Consider the following 15,142-nt stretch of genomic DNA (forward strand, 5'->3'; position numbering starts at 1 on the left):
ACGCCTCAGCATAGCGCATTGCGTGCGACAGGGCGATGTCAGGCCGGCCGGTACAATCAGACGCGGGCGGCCTGGCGCGTGCCTTCGGCGGCTGTGCCGTGACCGGGGACCGGCGCAAAGTCATGGCCGCTCGCGCCATCGGCGGTCATCTGCCGTTCCATGGCTCTCTCACACCACCATCTGAAAGACGATGCCCGAGACGATCGCGCCGGTGACGCCCAGCGCCAGGTAGGTCGCAAACACCGGCGCGCGCACCAGCGACCAGACCGCCGCCATGGCGGGGATCGAGCTGACCGCGCCGGCCACCAGAAACGCCATCGCCGCGCCCGGGCTCATGCCCTGTTCGGTCAGCCCTGCCAGCAGGGCCGGCGCGACATAGGAGTTGAGGTATGCCGGCATGCCGACCAGCGCCGAGATGACGATCGGGCCGAGCCCCTCGCCGCCGACAAGCCCGGCGATCAGCGAAGCGGGCACATAGGTCACCAGCAGCGCTTCGAGCACATAGGCGAGCGCCAGCCATTGCGCCAGAAAGGCGGCGTTGGCGCGCAGTTCGGCACTGAAATTGTCGATGCGCTGGCCCTCGGCCCAGAAGCGCCAGACCGGGCGGCCATCGAAGGGCGAGGGGCCGCAGCCGCAGCCGCGCTTGATGGCGCCGCGCGCAACGTCTTTGAACAACCCGCCCGCCGTCAGCGCCTTGACCGCATAGCCGCCGGCCAGACCGATGCCGACCGCGGCAACCGCCTTGCCGATCGCATAGGGCCAGCCGAGCGCGGCGGCGGTGATCAGAAGCGTCGGCGGGTCGATCAGCGGCGACGCCAGCCAGAAGGCCATGATCGCCGACAAAGGCGCTCCAACCGCCAGAAGGCCGGCAATGAAGGGGATCACTTCGCACGAGCAGAAGGGCGCCAGCCCGCCGAACAGGGCGGCGAGCACGATGGCGCGGTTTTCGCGGCCCTCGAACGCCCGGCCGATGCTCGCCTCGGCGCCGGCGGCCTTCAGCCATGCGATCAGGATCACGGCGAACGCGATATAGGGCAGTGTGCTCAGAAACGCGCCCGCCGCAAAGCCGACGATCGCTTCGAAACGCTCCGGATCGAGGATCGAGATGATCAGCGGCACCGCGACCACGACGGTCCACGGCGTCGCCAGCACCGATAGCGGGTTTGTCGTCCGGCCTGGTCGAGCCTCCTGAGCGGTATCGAGCGTTGTCATGCCGCTTCTTCCTTCCCGGCGGCGCTGTCGGCACAGCATTCGCGCAGCAGATAGGCGCCCAACTCTTCCAGATGGTCGAATTCGGCGCGGTTGATGACGGAGCGACCCTGCTTTTCCTGGGAGATCAGCCCGCCCGACGCCAGAAAGCGCAGATGATGGGCGAGCGTCGATGCGGCCATCCCCGAACGCGCCTGAATGTCGCCGACCGTCAAGCCGTCCGGGCCGGCCTTGACCAGCGCCAGCAGCACTTCCAGCCGCGGTTCAGAACCGATGGCGGCAAAGCCTTGCGCGGCGCGCTCTATGTCCATGGTGTTCTCCTATAAAACTAGAAATCTAGTTATATAGAGATGAAAGCGGTGTCAATCCGTGCCAAGGGTCTTTTGATCGCCCTCAAGCCGTGTTACGGCCCACTGCCAACGTGACCGGGCGGCGCGCCTTTCCGCGCCCCAATCCAGGACCCCAACGATGGCCAAGATCATTGATACAGCGAGCGGCGCCTATGCGCTGACGTTCGACGACGTGCTTCTGCAGCCCGGCGCCTCCGAGATCATGCCGGCGCAGACCGACATCACCACGCGCATCGCCCGGGACATTGAACTGTCCCTGCCGATCCTGTCTGCGGCGATGGACACGGTGACCGAATCGCGCCTTGCCATCGCCATGGCCCAGGCCGGCGGCATCGGCATCATCCACCGCAACCTCAACCCCGAGGAGCAGGCCGAGGAGGTCCGCCAGGTCAAGAAATTCGAAAGCGGCATGGTGGTCAATCCCGTCGTGATCGGTCCCGACGCGACGCTCGCCGACGCCAAGGCGCTGATGCGCGCGCACCGCATTTCCGGCATTCCGGTCGTCGAAGACGCCGGCATCGGCAGCCAGAGGCCGGGCCGTCTGGTCGGCATCCTGACCAACCGCGATGTCCGCTTTGCCGATGACCCGGGCCAGAAGGTCTATGAGCTGATGACGCGCGAAAACCTGGTGACGGTGCGCGAAAATGTCGGCCAGGACGAAGCCAAGCGGCTGTTGCACACCCACCGGATCGAAAAGCTGCTGGTAATCGACGAAAAAGGGTTCTGCGTCGGCCTCATCACCGTCAAGGACATGGAGAAGGCGCAGCTCAACCCTCATGCTGCCAAGGATGCGCAGGGACGCCTGCGCGTCGGCGCGGCCGTCAGCGTCGGCGCCGATGCGCTCGACAGGGCCGACCGGCTGACCGAGGCGGGCGTCGACGTGATCGTGGTCGACACCGCCCATGGCCATTCGCGCCGCGTGCTCGATGCGGTCGGCGAGGTCAAGAAGCGCTCGAACGCGGTGCGGATCATCGCCGGCAATGTGGCGACCGCCGACGGTACCAGGGCGTTGATCGACGCCGGTGCCGACGCGGTCAAGGTCGGCATCGGGCCCGGATCGATCTGCACGACGCGCATGGTGGCCGGCGTCGGAATGCCGCAGCTGGCCGCCGTGATGGCCGCGTCCGAAGAAGCGCAAAAACAGGACATTCCCGTGATCGCCGATGGCGGCATCAAGCTGTCGGGCGATCTGGCCAAGGCGCTGGCCGCCGGCGCTTCGGCGGCGATGGTCGGCTCGGTTCTGGCCGGCACGGACGAAAGCCCGGGCGAGGTCTATCTGCACCAGGGCCGCTCCTACAAGGCCTATCGCGGCATGGGCTCGGTCGGCGCGATGGCGCGCGGCTCGGCCGACCGCTATTTCCAGGCCGAAGTGCGCGACACGCTCAAGCTGGTGCCCGAGGGCATCGAGGGTCAGGTGCCCTACAAGGGCCCCGTCTCGGGCGTGCTGCACCAGCTCGCCGGCGGTTTGCGCGCGGCGATGGGCTATACCGGATCGGCGACGCTCAAGGATCTGCATGAGCGAGCTGCATTCGTGCGCATCACCAATTCGGGCCTGCGCGAAAGCCATACCCACGGCGTCTCCATCACCCGCGAAAGCCCGAACTATCCGGGCGGCAACTGACCGCCGCCATGTCCATTCAGACCAAGGCGCTGATCGCGCTCGCCATCGTCTGGTTCGCTGCCATGGCGGGCATGCACGTGTTCTGGTTCGAGCCGATGACCGGCGGATTGCGGGCGCCCGATTCGCGCCCCTGGGGCTATGCCGCCGATGATTTCGCGGCTTGGCAGGCAGCGCTCGGCGCCGACGGGCAGGCTGCCTTCCTGCGTTGGCATTCGCGCTTTGCGGACTTCGTCTTTCCATGGCTGATGATGGCCGCCGTCGTCTTTGCGATGCGCGAGACGCTCCGCCGATTGCCGCGCTACAGGCATCTGCCGCGCTGGACGCAGATCGCCGTGCCGCTTGCGCTGGTCGCGCCCTACGGCCTGTTCGATGTGCTCGAGAACGGCCTCGTCGCCGACATGCTCACCGGTGCCGTGCCGGTCAACGACGCATCGGTCGGGCTTGCGAGCGCCTACACGCTGCTCAAATGGGCGTTCGTCGCGCTGGCGCTGGGCGCGCTGTTCGTGTTCCGCCTGGCTGCGTCGCGGCACGCACGCCGCACCTGATCGCCTCAGGAGCCGGCCGGCACATGCACCACGGTATGCTCGTCGGTGTGAAGGCGTACCCAGTCCTCGCGCGCATCGAGCAACGCGATCGCCGGATCGCCTTGCGGCAGCAGCGTCCAGCCGATCCCGTGATCGACAAGCGTTGCAGCCAGTGCATCCGCATCGCCCGCTTCCTGGAAATGCGCGGCAATGAACGCGCCATTGTCGAACAGGCGGTCGGCCCGCCCGTCGATGAAGGTGGGAATGCCATGGAAGATCAGCGCGCCGCCGAACCCGTAGCCGTTCAGCACATTGCCGGCGATCCCCGCATCGCGCACCGCCTCGAGCGCCGCGGAGGGATAGGTGCGCGCCGCCGGTGAGAGACGGTCGTTTGCGACCGAGGGCACCATGGCCAGCACGACGCCGGCAACCGCCGCCGCCATAAGCGCTCGGGGATGACGGCCGGCCAGCGTTTCCAGCCCGTCGCGCACCTGTTTTTCGCGCCAACGGTCAAGCGACAGGGCCGGAAAGGCGCGCGCGATCTCACCGGCAAGAAGAGCGGCGGGCAGCAGATGCAAAAGCGTGACGAACCGGATATGCGCCAGGCTCAGATAGATGAGGAAGGCGATGAACACCGCCTTGGCCAACGATGTGCGCAGGCCCGTCGTCAGCAGCAGCACGAACGCCGCGACCAGATGCAGCGTCTGCACCCTGTCCTCGCCAAACGCATAGGACCGCCATTCGCGAATATGGGCGAGGGCCGGATTGTCGGCGATCACGAAGGTCGAGGCGATCGACTGCCACCCATAGGGATGGATGCATGCCACGACCGGCAGAAGCGCCAGAAAGACGATCCAGCGGCGCACCGTGCGATGCCGCCAGATCAGCGCCGGTGTCCACTTGCGCCAACGCGGCCACAATGGATCGTTCATAATGAAATGGGCGAACGCGGCGGCGGCGGCGACGAAGCCGAGTGTGAAGCCGCCATGCATGTTGGCCCACAGCGCCATTGCGCCGAGCGCCGCCCAGCGCGGCGCCGTCCGGCGTGCGGCCGCGTCCCACACGTGGATGATGAACCAGACCACCACGGGCAAGGCCAGCGCATGCGGTCGCGCCAGAAACGTGCTGCTCGCCATGGCAAAGAACCAGACGCCAAGCAGCAGTGCCGCGACCGGGTTAAGATGCCGCGCCAGCGCCCGGTGCACGATCGCCATCGTCGCCAGCAGCGCGCCGATCGTCAGCGCCACCACGCCGGTCCAGCCGGCGGCCATGTGCGCCAGTGCCAGCAGCACGCCGGAGAGCCATTGTTTGGCGATCCACGGTTCGCCGGCGAAGGTGTGCGAATAGCTGTCGGCGACGGGGAAGACGCCGGTGGCCAGAATGTCCCGCCCCAGAGCGATGTGCCACAGCGTGTCGGGATCGTTGAGCAGCTTGGGTGCGGCCAGCGCCAGCATCAGCCCGGCGATCAGCAGTGCCAGCGCGCCGAACCCGGCCATGATGCGCCCGGGCGCGACGGGCCGCGTCGCGGTCGATGGAGCGGCCGTTGGGCCGTGATGAATGATGTCGGACATGGGGCGGTGGCCTTGATCGCGGTCGGCCCATTGTGCCCGCCCAGTGCTTGCCAAGGGCTTAAGCGGTACCGGTCAGCGCTTGAACGGTTTTGCCGGCGGCGTCTTGAAGCCGGTCGGCAGATCGTCGAACAGCGCCAGCGTGGCATCATCGCCCCCGGCCCGGCCCCAGCCGGTCATCCAGGGCAGGGTGGGCGCGACCGCGCCCGCCCGTTCCCAGGCGAAATAGCCCAGCGCCCCTTTGGCCGGGATGGGCACGATCGCTTCGGGATTGTCGAGGACCAGCCCGCACGGCCCGTCGAACCACGGGCTGTCGCTTTCGGCGACGATGTCGATCACGTCCACCGTGCCGATGATGGCGCTGCGCACCAATGCGTCGGGCGCCGGCGCTCTCACGCCAACCTTGGCAAGCTTATGGACGGCCCAGCGATGTTCGGACTGGCGCATGCCCGAGGCTGCATGGATGCAGATACGCTGGCAATCCATCCCTCCGGCGCGGATCGAACCGGCGGTGCGGTTCTCGATGTCCTTGCCGCCATGGATAATCGCCCATGCCCATGGCTGGCGCACGGACAGGGCGAGGGATGGCAGTGAGTCGTTTGGCATGGTGGGCAACCGGTCGGTGTGAGGCGCCGAGGGCGGCCTGATCCTCATTCACCTAAGCCCGAAACCCGGCCCGGCAAGCGCCGGTCACTGCGCATCGATTGAGGGCGGAAAATCCTCGCGCGGCTAACACGGTTCCGTCGTGTCCAGGATCGACTGGTAGTCGCCCGTCTCCACCGCCGCCATCACCTCCGCCCTTCGTTCGGGTGAAACCGCATCGAGCCGCAGCCGCGCACGCCCTTCCGCGTCGGCGAATTGCGTGGGATGGACGCCGAATTCAGGCGCCGCGAGCAAGACGACGCGTTCCACCAGAAAAAGGGCCACGTCCGGGTTCATATGGATCGTGGCGTAGCGCCCGGTTTCGTTCGCTGATGCCGTTCTGGATGTGAAGATGATCTCGGCGGAGGGCATGCCATGGTCGAAGGCAAGCGGCACCAGGCCGGCTATGGCTGCCTTGAGTGACGCATCGACCGTATCGTCCGACCAGCGGCCGCACCAGACCGGCATGCCGCTGTCATCCTCTGAATGGAACCGCGCCCGTTCGGCACGCTCCAGCGTTCGCCGGAGCGGCACGATGAAATGACAGCCCAGCTCTTCGCGCAGCGTGGTCAGCGCAAAGCGTTCCAGCCAGGCCGCCCGCCAGTCCGGATCGTCCCGGAACGGGGCATAGGCCCGATAGCGGCGGACATAGCCGTCAATATGGGCATCGACCTTGCCCGCACAGGCCCGCTCGGCTCCGTCATACTCGGCTTCGCGAACCGCGTCGAAAGTCTCCGCGTCGATGCCGAACATGGATTGGAGCGGGTAGGGCAGGAAGAACTGCGGCGGCTGGTTTTCGGCGCTTTCAGCTGCCTCGCCGACCAAAGTGGATTGGGATAGGGCCAGTATGGTGAATCCAACTAAGTATCGGAACAAGTTTATCCAACGGTTTGCGTTGCATGAGATCATCTGGTTGTCTCTATGAACTGGATTACATTATGCAACCTACAGCAACCGAAGCAAAAAACAATGAATGCGGCGTCCTTGCAATGTCGATTGATCGCTCGAACGACGAATTATCCGGCTTGCAAAGGCAGGAATCTGCACTGAAGAATCGTCGAACCAATCGTCGAGGAGAAATTGCGCAAGCCGAGAACCGCATCAACCAACTCGAAGCCATGAGAGGAGCGGCGCAAGGCTCTGCCAACATTCGACATCCGACCGCGCGGATCGTCGCTCCTTTGACGTCCGCGGCTGTTTCAGCAGCGATCCGCGTCGAACGAGACAAGATCAGACGCGCCGAGATCGCCGTTGGCATCCTCGATTCCGAAATCAAAACAACGCGTCAGCGGATCAACGCGACCAAGAACAATATTGATACCGCGCGTCGCCGCCGAAGGGATCTTGGCTGCTGACGTGGGATTTTGTATTGCCGCCCGAACTTCCTGCCAAGTCTACGTTCAATAGCGCCGCTGCGGCAGGCCGGCCTCCCGCATCACCACATCGCGCGGCCGGCAGGGGCCCGTGGTCTCAAGGATCGACCGCCAGTCCCCGTTCCATGCCGCCTCTTCCACCGCGGCGCGGCGCGCGTCCGGCACCATGTGCAGCATGCCATAGCGGCTATCCTCCTCGTTCAGCTTGAAAGCGAAGATGAAGTTCCGCCGGTCGGCCATCACTTTCGACCGCTCCATCAGCAGCAGCAGCACGTCCGGGTTCATCGCGACCAGATGCCCATAGGACCGGAAGTGCGATTGGGACATCACATGGAGTTCGCTTGCCGCCGCCGGAATGGCGTCTTCGAAGGCCAGTTCGATGAGCGCGGCGACCGTATGATCCTCTTCGATCGTCGGCTGCCCGTCCCGCCAGCGGCCGCACCAGCGCGGTATGCGGTCGGCCGGTTCGACATCGGTGCGATACGTGCCGTCCCGGAGTAGAAATGCCACAATGGGATTGACGAAGTGGCAGCCGATCTCGCCGCGATAGACGGTCTTTCCGAAATGATCGGCCCAATAGTTCCGCCAGTCGGGATCATCCGCCCACTGCGCGAACTGCGGCCATCGTTCCACATAGACATCGAGCAGAATGTCGATCCGTTCCGCGCAGCCCGCATGGTCGATGCCCATCCCATAGTCGTCTGCGTGGAGCAGTCTGATGCTGACAGAATGGCTCAGTTCGCGGACTTCGGGCGCCGGAAACTCGGAAAAATCGGGGACCTCAAGGAGCCGCGTTTCCGCCACGGCCGCCCCGTGCGTCCACGCGAAGATCATGAAGAACAGGCCGAACGTGTACAACTTATCCAACGCGGTTCCCTGCATGCCAATATTGCGGACGACACAATGAGTTAAACGAAAGTATGGAAATGCCTACTCTCGATATCAAGTCCCGCCGCTGCGCTGAATTGAACGCTGACCTGAGGCAATTTAACCACGACCTCCATCGAGCCGAGTTGAATGCCAGCGACAAACGCAACCAGATCACGCGCAAGCGCGGCGAGATCTCACAGCATGAAAACGAAGTTGCTCGGCTGGAAGCTTTGGCCCTGGCTCCGGGCTCTGGCGGGCTCTGGCGGGCTCCTGCCCCTGCCGGGTCGTATCGCGGTCGGAATTGTCGGCGCCGCCAATCACGTCCAATTGGAAGCAGCGAAGCGGCGCCTGGCACAACTGCGCGACCGCGACCTGCCGCGACTTCGCGACGAACTGCGTGAAATCAACCATCGCATTGGCACAATCGAGCGCAACATCGCCATCGTCAGGGAAGAACGCCAAAGTCTCGGCTGTGCCTGAGGGACGTGCTTTCCAATCGGCCCGCCATCGGCTAAGCCGCGCCGCACGCCCTGAGACCGGAGACAGATTTCATGCGCCTTGGCGGACGGTTGGCTGCCGCGATCGACGTGCTCGCCGACATCGACACCCATTCAAGACCCGTTTCGGTGGCGCTCGCCGACTGGGGCAGGGCGCACCGCTTTGCCGGTTCGGGCGACCGCGCGGCGATCGGTAATCTGGTCTATGACGCGCTGCGCCGCCGCGCTTCGCTGGCATTCCTGATGGACGATGACAGCCCCGCTTCGCTCGCTTTCGGCGCGCTCGCCGTCTCATGGGCGATGGCGCCGGACAAGATCGCCGAAGCGCTCGACGGCGACAAGTTCGCGCCCGACATTCCGCTGGCGCGGCTCGAGGCCGTCGCGGAGCGCGAACTGGCGCTTGCCGATCCCTGGGTCGAGGCCGATGTCGCGCCATGGTGCGGCGACCTGATGGCCGAGAGCTTTGGCGAGGAGTGGGTCGAGGAAGCCAAGGCCTTCGCGGCGCGCCCACCGCTCGATCTGCGCGTCAACACGCTCAAGGCCGACCGCGACAAGGTGCTCAAGGCGCTGGCCAAGGCGGGCGCCAAACCCGCTGCCATCGCCCGCCAGGGCATCCGCATCAAGCCGCCGCGCCGGGAAGGGCGCCTGCCCAACGTCCAGGCCGAGCCGGCATTCCAGAAGGGCTGGTTCGAGGTTCAGGACGAGGGTTCGCAGATCGTCGCCGATCTGGTGTTCGCACAAGCCGGCGAGCAGGTGCTCGATTTGTGCGCCGGCGCTGGCGGCAAGACGCTGGCGCTCGCCGCTGCCATGGAAAACAAGGGCCAGGTGCATGCCTGGGATGCCGACAAGCAGCGCCTTGCGCCGATCTTCGACCGGCTCAAGCGTGCCGGCACGCGCAATGTGCAGGTCCACGCCGCCGATGCGGATCTGGCGCCGCTGGAAGGCCGGTTCGACCGGGTGATCGTCGATGCGCCGTGTTCGGGTTCGGGCACTTGGCGCCGCCATCCGGACGCCAAATGGCGCCTGACGCCGCAACAGCTCGAAAAGCGCGTCGCCGAACAGCGCGCGATCCTCGACGATGCGACGCGTTTCGTCCGGCCCGGCGGTTACCTGTGCTACATCACCTGTTCGGTCTTTGCCGAGGAGAACGAGGCGCAGGTCTACGCCTTCGGCGACCGTCACGCCGGCTGGTCGCTCCTGTCGGCGGGCGAGGTCTGGCAGGATCTGTTCGGCTTCGACAAGCCGCAGCCCTGGTCGGCCGATCTCAACTGCATCACGCTGACGCCGCGCGCGACGCAGACCGACGGCTTCTTCTTTGCGGTAATGCAGCGCGAGGGGCAGGGGTGATTGGCGGTTGTGGGCTTCCGGCCGATGGCGTATGGCCGGGCCGAACGTGCCCGATGTGCGTTGTGCCGCAATTCCGGAGCTGAACCGTGACCGACACCAATTCCCTTGATGATCTGACCGGCGGCGACCATCGCGGCACGGGCGGGGCGTCGGGCCCCGGCGGGCGCTGGCTTTCGCTGGTGCTGTTCATTGCGTTCACGCTGGGCGGCGGAACGCTGATCGGCGCCGTCACCGCGCCCGGCCCTTGGTACGAGGCGCTGGAAAAGCCCTTCTTCAACCCGCCGAACTGGGTGTTCGGGCCGGTCTGGGCGGTGCTTTACGTGATGGTCGCCATCGCCGGCTGGCGCACATGGCTGCGCGGCTATCGCGGCCTGCCCATGCAGCTCTGGTTCCTTCAGCTCGCCGCCAACTTCATGTGGTCACCGGCCTTTTTCGGCATGCAGCTGCCCGGCCTTGCACTTCTGGTCATCGTCGTCATGGGCGCCCTGACCTTTCTTTTCATCCAGTTGACCTGGAAGCCCGACCGCACGTCCGCCCTTCTGATGTTGCCCTACATGGCGTGGGTGACCTTCGCCGGCTTGATCAATCTCGCCATCTGGTGGATGAACTGACAGGCGCTGACATCGCGTCAGGCGGCGCGCCAGGGTGGCTTGAAAGGCGGGCAAGGCGATGCTCAAGACAGTCGGATCGAGATCGATACTCTATGTCATGGCCGCCGATGCGGAATATGGCCCGCACCTGCAGGCGCGTTTCACGCCGCTGGTGTGCGGTGTCGGACCGGTCGAATCGGCCGTCAATCTGACCCGTGCATTGGCGTCCGAAAGACCCCACATCGTCATTTCGCTGGGCTCGGCCGGCTCGCGCACGCTCGAGCAGGCCGAGGTGTACGAGGTCGCCTCTGTCAGTTACCGCGACATGGACGCCTCGCCCCTTGGCTTCGAGAAGGGCCGCACGCCGTTTCTCGACCTGCCCGCCGAGCTGCCGCTGACGGTCATGGGCGACATACCGGCCAAGCGCCTGTCGACGGGCGCCAACATCGTTTCGGGTGCGGCCTATGATGCCATCGATGCCGACATGGTCGACATGGAGACCTTTGCCTTGTTGCGCGCCTGCATGATGTTCGATGTGCCGCTGGTCGGCCTGCGCGGCATTTCCGACGGCGCCGACGATCTGCATCATTTCGATGACTGGACCCAATATCTTCACGTCATCGACGAGAAGCTGGCAGGCGCGGTCGACCGGATCGAGGCGGCGATTGAAAGCGGTGCCGCGTTCGCGTAAGCGGTGGACCTGATCACCGATCAAGGGAACCACGCCAATGAGCGATGACAGCCAGCGCACGGGCCATTGCCTGTGCGGCGCCGTGCGCTTTTCCGCAACGGTGAACAAGCCGCATGTGGGCGCGTGTCATTGCTCCATGTGCCGCCGCTGGAGTTCGGCGCCTTACATGGAAATCGAGTGCGCCGGCGTCCGATTCGAGGGCGAGGAGCACATCACGCGCTTCCGCTCGTCGGACTGGGCCGAACGCGGCTTTTGTTCCAAGTGCGGCTCGAACCTGTTCTATCGCATCATCGACAGTAACGATTACCAGATGGCCGTGGGCCTTTTTGACGACCAGTCCGGGTTGCGGTTCACACTTCAGGTCTTCACCGACAAGACCCCGGACTTTTACGCCTTCGCCAACGAAACCAAGATGCTCACCGGCGCCGAAATCTTCGCCATGTACGCGCCAACGGACGACGAGACAACATGACCGACACGCCCCATCCCGACACTGTTCTGATCGTCGATTTCGGCTCCCAGGTGACGCAGCTCATCGCGCGTCGGGTGCGCGAGGCCGGCGTCTATTCGGAGATCGTGCCGTTCCAGTCGGCCGAAGAGGGCTTTGAGCGTCTCAAACCCAAGGCGGTGATCCTGTCGGGCGGGCCGGGGAGCGTACCCGAAGAAGGCAGCCCCCGCGCGCCGGAGATCGTCTTTCAGTCCGGCCTGCCGGTTCTCGGCATCTGCTACGGCCAGCAGACGATGGCGGCGCAATTGGGCGGTTCGGTCGAGAGCGGCCATCATCGCGAGTTCGGACGCGCCTTCATGACCGTCGATGCGCCAAGCCCGCTGTTCGAGGGCGTGTGGAGTGTCGGCGAACAGCATCAGGTCTGGATGAGCCATGGCGACCGTGTCACGCAACTGCCGGACGGATTTGAGGTGATCGGCTCGTCGCCCAATGCGCCGCTGGCTGCCACCGCCGACGAGGCGCGCCGCTACTATGCCGTCCAGTTCCACCCCGAAGTGGTGCACACGCCCGACGGCGCGAAGCTCCTGTCCAACTTCGTGCACAAGATCGCAGGCCTGAAGGGCGACTGGACGATGGCCGCCTACAAGGATCAGGCGATCGCCGCGATCCGTGAACAGGTCGGCGACGGCAAGGTCATCTGCGGCCTGTCGGGCGGCGTCGATTCCTCGGTCGCCGCGCTCTTGATCCACGAGGCGATCGGCGATCAGCTCACCTGTATCCTCGTCGATCACGGGCTGATGCGCCTGAACGAGGCGGCCCAGGTCGTCGACATGTTCCGCGAGCACTACAACATCCCGCTCGTCCATGTGGATGCGTCCGACACATTCCTCGACGCGCTCGAAGGCGAAAACGATCCCGAGACCAAGCGCAAGACAATCGGCAGGCTCTTCATCGACGTGTTCGAAGCCGAGGCGACCAAGCTCGGCGGCGCCGATCTCCTTGCGCAAGGGACGCTTTATCCTGATGTGATCGAGAGCGTCTCCTTCACCGGCGGTCCGTCCGTGACCATCAAGAGCCACCATAATGTCGGCGGCCTGCCCGAGCGCATGAACATGAAGCTGGTCGAGCCCTTGCGCGAATTGTTCAAGGACGAGGTGCGCGCGCTCGGTCGCGAACTCGGCCTGCCGGAGCAGTTCATCGGCCGCCATCCGTTCCCCGGGCCCGGCCTCGCCCTGCGCTGCCCCGGCGGCGTGACGCGCGACAAGCTCGACATCCTGCGCCAGGCCGATGCGATCTATCTCGACGAGATCCGCAAGGCCGGCCTTTACGACGCGATCTGGCAGGCCTTCGCCGTGCTGCTGCCGGTGCAGACCGTCGGCGTGATGGGCGATGGTCGGACCTACGAATTCGTCTGCGCGCTGCGCGCCGTGACGTCCGTCGACGGCATGACCGCCGACTTCTATCATTTCGACATGACGTTTCTGGCCGACGCCGCAACCCGGATCATCAACGAGGTCCGCGGCATCAACCGCGTCGTCTACGATGTGACATCCAAACCGCCCGGCACCATCGAGTGGGAATGATCCCAAATCGCCGATTGGCCGGGCGCCTTCCTCGGAAGGCATTCCGGATCAAGCGGCCAGTGCCGTGTCGATCGCCCGGCCGAGCTTGCCGACCAGTTCACCGATCTGGTCTTCGGTGATGATGAAGGGCGGTGCCAGCAGAACGTGGTCGCCGCGGCGCCCGTCCACCGTGCCACCGGCCGGGTAGCAGATCAGGCCTTCCGCCATCGCCGCCGCTTTGATCTTTGCGTGCAGCTTGCGCGCGGGATCAAAGCTTGTCTTCGTCGCCCGGTCCTCGACCAGTTCGATGCCCCGGAACAGGCCCCGGCCGCGAATGTCGCCGACATGCGGATGCTGGCCGAAGGCCGCATTCAAGGCCGCTTCCAGTGCTTCGCCTCGCGCGCGGACCCGGTGCAGCAGGTCGCGGTCCAGAATGGCATCGAGCACCGCCTTGCCGGCGGCTGCGGCCAGCGGATGGCCGTGATAGGTGTGCCCGTGCTGGAAGCTGCCCGAGCCGCTCGCGATCGCCCCGTAGATTTCGTCCGAACACAGCATCGCGCCAATCGGCGCATAGCCGGCGCCGAGCCCCTTGGCGAAGGTCACGATGTCGGGCGCGATCCCGTCCTGCTCGCAGGCGAACAAGGTGCCGGTCCGGCCCATGCCGCACATCACCTCGTCGAGGATCAGCAGTACGCCGTGACGGTCGCAGATTTCGCGAATGCGCCGGAAATAGCCGTCAACGGCCGGCACCGCGCCTGCCGTCGCGCCGACGACCGGCTCGGCGATGAACGCCATGACGGTCTCTGCTCCGAGCCGTTCGATCTCCGTTTCCAGTTCGTTGGCGACGCGCTGGCCATAATCGAAGGCGCTCTCGCCCTCTTCACGGAAGTGATACTCAAAGCACGGCGCGACATGATGGGTCTCGACCAGAAGCGGCTGGTACTTCTCGCGCCGCCAGGCATTGCCGCCGGCGGCCAGCGCGCCGAGCGTGTTGCCGTGATAGCTCTGTCGCCGGGCGATCAGATGGCGCCGCTCGGGCTGGCCGATCTCCAGATAGTATTGGCGCGCCAGCTTGATCGCCGCTTCGACCGCTTCCGATCCGCCGGATAGAAGATAGACCTTGCCGATTCCCTCCGGCGCGTTCGCCACCAGGCGGTCCGCCAGCTCTTCGGCGGCCTTCGATGTGAAAAAGCCGGTGTGCGCGAAAGCGATCCGGTCCAGCTGGTCGTGAATTGCCGCCCGCACGTCGGGATCGGAGTGGCCCAGACAGGAGACCGCCGCGCCGCCCGATCCGTCCAGATAGCGCCGGCCGGCCTCATCGACGATGTAGCACCCCTCACCGCGTACGGCGGCGGGCAGGGCGGCGGCCCCCCGCCCGAAGATACGGCTCGTCATCGGTCACTCTCCGCGAACCACGAACACGGACTGCTTTGCGTGGCGGACGACACGCGCCGAATTCGGCCCGAGCAGATAATCGCTCAGCTCCGGCGTATGCGAGGCCATGACGATGGCATCGACGCCCAGCTTGTTCGCCGCCGTGATGATCTGGTCGTAGACCCTGCCGTGCATGACGTGCGGGTGCACTTCGATATCGTCGGGCACGTTGACGCGCACCCATTCGGTGAGCTTCTCGCCGACCTCACGCAGCGCCTTGTCCTCGAAATCCTTGTCGAAATAGCCGCTGACCACCGACATGCCGAAGTCCGGCATGACGGTGACCACGTGCAATACCGGGTTTTCCGGCTTGCTGAGCCGCAGCGCCGCGGGCAGCGCCTTCTTCCAGGAGGCGTCGGCGGACAGGTCGATGGGCAGCAATACGGTCTTGAACATGGCTCGTGATCCTCAAATCG

The 15,142-nt window shown here is 65.4% G+C and carries 17 protein-coding genes; 9 read left to right on the forward strand and 8 right to left on the reverse strand.

Annotated elements, in window-relative coordinates; translation table 11 throughout:
- Nucleotides 1–168: 168 nt before the first annotated feature.
- Together ACOQOU_RS13190 and ACOQOU_RS13195 are read right to left on the reverse strand one after the other, a co-directional pair.
- Entirely contained in the window at nt 169–1,212 is a 1,044-nt protein-coding gene (locus ACOQOU_RS13190) for a permease (protein ID WP_306025229.1), read from the reverse strand.
- Nucleotides 1,209–1,520, reverse strand: coding sequence for an ArsR/SmtB family transcription factor (locus ACOQOU_RS13195; protein WP_109768728.1), 312 nt, complete (start codon nt 1,518–1,520; stop codon nt 1,209–1,211). Before ACOQOU_RS13195 ends, ACOQOU_RS13190 begins: the two co-directional genes overlap by 4 nt.
- A 157-nt stretch (nt 1,521–1,677) precedes the next feature.
- Here ACOQOU_RS13195 and guaB point away from each other — a divergent pair, with 157 nt between their 5' ends.
- Entirely contained in the window at nt 1,678–3,180 is a 1,503-nt protein-coding gene (gene guaB / locus ACOQOU_RS13200) for an IMP dehydrogenase (RefSeq protein WP_306025230.1), read from the forward strand.
- 8 nt (nt 3,181–3,188) lie between these two features.
- Entirely contained in the window at nt 3,189–3,725 is a 537-nt protein-coding gene (locus ACOQOU_RS13205; protein WP_306025231.1) for a hypothetical protein, read from the forward strand.
- Between the two features lie 5 nt (nt 3,726–3,730).
- Here the strand turns inward: ACOQOU_RS13205 and ACOQOU_RS13210 are convergent, their stop codons facing one another.
- The 3 genes from ACOQOU_RS13210 to ACOQOU_RS13220 form a co-directional block, all read right to left on the reverse strand.
- The gene (locus ACOQOU_RS13210; RefSeq protein ID WP_306025232.1) at nt 3,731–5,275 is read right to left on the reverse strand and encodes a hypothetical protein; all 1,545 of its coding nucleotides are present in this window, start codon (nt 5,273–5,275) and stop codon (nt 3,731–3,733) included.
- A gap of 72 nt (nt 5,276–5,347) precedes the next feature.
- Nucleotides 5,348–5,878 carry a hypothetical protein gene (locus ACOQOU_RS13215; RefSeq protein WP_306025233.1) on the reverse strand — a complete coding sequence of 177 codons (531 nt, stop codon included), beginning with the start codon at nt 5,876–5,878 and terminating at the stop codon, nt 5,348–5,350.
- Between the two features lie 123 nt (nt 5,879–6,001).
- On the reverse strand, nt 6,002–6,790 hold the full coding sequence (locus ACOQOU_RS13220; protein WP_375566836.1) for a hypothetical protein: 789 nt from the start codon (nt 6,788–6,790) through the stop codon (nt 6,002–6,004).
- Between the two features lie 62 nt (nt 6,791–6,852).
- Between ACOQOU_RS13220 and ACOQOU_RS13225 the strand changes: the two genes are divergently transcribed.
- Nucleotides 6,853–7,269: a hypothetical protein gene (locus ACOQOU_RS13225; protein WP_306025234.1), complete on the forward strand. Its 417-nt coding sequence runs from the start codon at nt 6,853–6,855 to the stop codon at nt 7,267–7,269.
- A 45-nt stretch (nt 7,270–7,314) separates the two neighbouring features.
- Here the strand turns inward: ACOQOU_RS13225 and ACOQOU_RS13230 are convergent, their stop codons facing one another.
- Nucleotides 7,315–8,169, reverse strand: a complete 855-nt coding sequence (locus ACOQOU_RS13230; RefSeq protein WP_420578730.1) for a hypothetical protein — start codon at nt 8,167–8,169, stop codon at nt 7,315–7,317.
- 189 nt (nt 8,170–8,358) lie between these two features.
- On the opposite strand from ACOQOU_RS13230, the gene ACOQOU_RS13235 reads away from it, so the two are divergent.
- The 6 genes from ACOQOU_RS13235 (at nt 8,359) to guaA (ending at nt 13,313) form a co-directional block, all read left to right on the forward strand.
- Nucleotides 8,359–8,637, forward strand: coding sequence for a hypothetical protein (locus ACOQOU_RS13235; RefSeq protein ID WP_306025236.1), 279 nt, complete (start codon nt 8,359–8,361; stop codon nt 8,635–8,637).
- Between the two features lie 71 nt (nt 8,638–8,708).
- Nucleotides 8,709–10,001 (forward strand): RsmB/NOP family class I SAM-dependent RNA methyltransferase, encoded by a 1,293-nt coding sequence (locus ACOQOU_RS13240; protein ID WP_306025237.1) that lies wholly within the window; start codon nt 8,709–8,711, stop codon nt 9,999–10,001.
- 86 nt (nt 10,002–10,087) lie between these two features.
- Nucleotides 10,088–10,612, forward strand: coding sequence for a TspO/MBR family protein (locus ACOQOU_RS13245; RefSeq protein WP_306025238.1), 525 nt, complete (start codon nt 10,088–10,090; stop codon nt 10,610–10,612).
- A gap of 58 nt (nt 10,613–10,670) precedes the next feature.
- Nucleotides 10,671–11,282, forward strand: a complete 612-nt coding sequence (locus ACOQOU_RS13250) for a 5'-methylthioadenosine/S-adenosylhomocysteine nucleosidase (protein WP_306025239.1) — start codon at nt 10,671–10,673, stop codon at nt 11,280–11,282.
- A gap of 37 nt (nt 11,283–11,319) precedes the next feature.
- Entirely contained in the window at nt 11,320–11,754 is a 435-nt protein-coding gene (locus ACOQOU_RS13255; RefSeq protein ID WP_306025240.1) for a GFA family protein, read from the forward strand.
- Nucleotides 11,751–13,313, forward strand: coding sequence for a glutamine-hydrolyzing GMP synthase (gene guaA, locus ACOQOU_RS13260; protein ID WP_306025241.1), 1,563 nt, complete (start codon nt 11,751–11,753; stop codon nt 13,311–13,313). The genes ACOQOU_RS13255 and guaA overlap by 4 nt, the downstream gene beginning before the upstream one ends.
- 48 nt (nt 13,314–13,361) lie before the next feature.
- Here guaA and ACOQOU_RS13265 read toward each other — a convergent pair whose 3' ends face one another.
- Nucleotides 13,362–14,687 carry an aspartate aminotransferase family protein gene (locus tag ACOQOU_RS13265; protein ID WP_306025242.1) on the reverse strand — a complete coding sequence of 442 codons (1,326 nt, stop codon included), beginning with the start codon at nt 14,685–14,687 and terminating at the stop codon, nt 13,362–13,364.
- Nucleotides 14,688–14,690: 3 nt separating this feature from the next.
- Nucleotides 14,691–15,122: a universal stress protein gene (locus ACOQOU_RS13270; RefSeq protein WP_109768714.1), complete on the reverse strand. Its 432-nt coding sequence runs from the start codon at nt 15,120–15,122 to the stop codon at nt 14,691–14,693.
- Nucleotides 15,123–15,142: the final 20 nt, after the last annotated feature.

It is taken from the genome of Oceaniradius stylonematis, assembly GCF_965223445.1.
GTDB classification, from domain to species: domain Bacteria; phylum Pseudomonadota; class Alphaproteobacteria; order Rhizobiales; family Rhizobiaceae; genus Roseitalea; species Roseitalea stylonematis.